At 40.2% G+C, this 1,307-nt stretch carries 2 protein-coding genes and 1 pseudogene; all 3 read left to right on the top strand.

Features of this window, described 5'->3' with window-relative positions; translation table 11 throughout:
- Positions 1–11 precede the first annotated feature (11 nt).
- Complete coding sequence (locus ACIY19_RS10765) at positions 12–284, top strand: hypothetical protein (RefSeq protein ID WP_061407931.1); 273 nt, start codon at positions 12–14, stop codon at positions 282–284.
- Entirely contained in the window at positions 238–1,077 is an 840-nt protein-coding gene (locus ACIY19_RS10770; RefSeq protein WP_409003398.1) for a hypothetical protein, read from the top strand. Before ACIY19_RS10765 ends, ACIY19_RS10770 begins: the two co-directional genes overlap by 47 nt.
- A 12-nt stretch (positions 1,078–1,089) precedes the next feature.
- Positions 1,090–1,307: pseudogene (locus ACIY19_RS10775) on the top strand (hypothetical protein); the annotation flags it as partial.

Raw genomic sequence — 1,307 nt, forward strand, 5'->3', positions numbered from 1 at the left:
AAAAAGGAACAATGACAAAATTAGAAACTTTGGAAAAACAAAAACAGAAAGCGGAAGACCGCTTAGCTGACTATATGGCTAAGGCCAAGAAGGAAGAAGAGAAACTGCAGCAGCTAGAAACTCAAATCATTCTGGCCAAACATGAGGAACGATCAAACTACTTGGCCAAACATAATTTAACCTGGGCTGATATTGAAACAGCTCTTGCTGAAGGAAAATTGAAAGGAGCTGAAAAACATGTACCGTTTAACCAATCTGACACAAAACACGACCACAACGTATAAGAATCGAGATCTTGTTTATCAAGCTCTGGAGCGAGAAAATGCCAAGGTTAAGCATCAGGAGGCAGAGGCCGTTTTATTGGTAGAGGAGCTGGATAAAAAGAATGTAGTGATCTATCAAGAAGATGTCTATTTACCGTTTGATGGGATCGCAGACAGCCTCTTCCTGAAGCCTGGTACATTGAATAAACAGGAGGCTGCACCAAAAGAAGCAAAAACCTCTTTCTTTAAGCGCCAGCCAAAAACAAAACATCAAGAGAAGACTCCTGAAGAAAAAGCTGAAGCCTCTTCCTTGGAACATGAAACTCCCAAACCTCGAACCTCTTCTAAACGCTCTTTTTGGGTGTATTTAGGAAGAGTTTTGGTGTTATTGAGTCTAGTAGGAAGTCTGACACTTGCTGGCTTATCACTTACGCTAGTTTACCATCAAGAAAAGCAACTTTCGGCCGTATCCAAGGAACTTTCAAATCTAAAAACCATTCAGTCAAAAACAGGGGAACTAGATGCCTTTTCACGTTACTTTTTGCCAGCCCTTTACTCTGATAAAGGGAAAATGGCTGATTTCGTAGCTCCTCAATTAACGATAGATAGACAAGCAGGTCAACTGCAGTCTGTGATTTTGGAATCTAGCTTGATTGTTGATGAAGCAACTTATCAGCTAACCTATGTAGTAGCCGTGAAAGACGGTGAGAACAGAAGTCAGAAACGCTTGGTAGTTACTGTAAAGGAAGAACCTTCAGCGCTTTACGGATTCCAGGTTATTGCTAAGCCAGAACTATCCAATTATCCAAAATAAAGGAGGTCTTACATGGATCAAGAAAAAGTCAGTCATTCTCTGGCTTTAAAAGGAAAAGTTACTCTGGAGATGACGATACAAGCTCTGTATGCCCTCGCAAAAGCCCATTATGACAAGAAACAACATAAGGTGGCAAATCGAACTTTTGAAGGTGAGACACGTTTTAATGATTTTATGGCCACCAAATCAAAAAAAGATGTCGAGAAGTTGTTAAATAGTGAAGTTCACTT

This window comes from Streptococcus sp. ST14, assembly GCF_046098195.1.
Taxonomy (GTDB): Bacteria; Bacillota; Bacilli; order Lactobacillales; family Streptococcaceae; genus Streptococcus.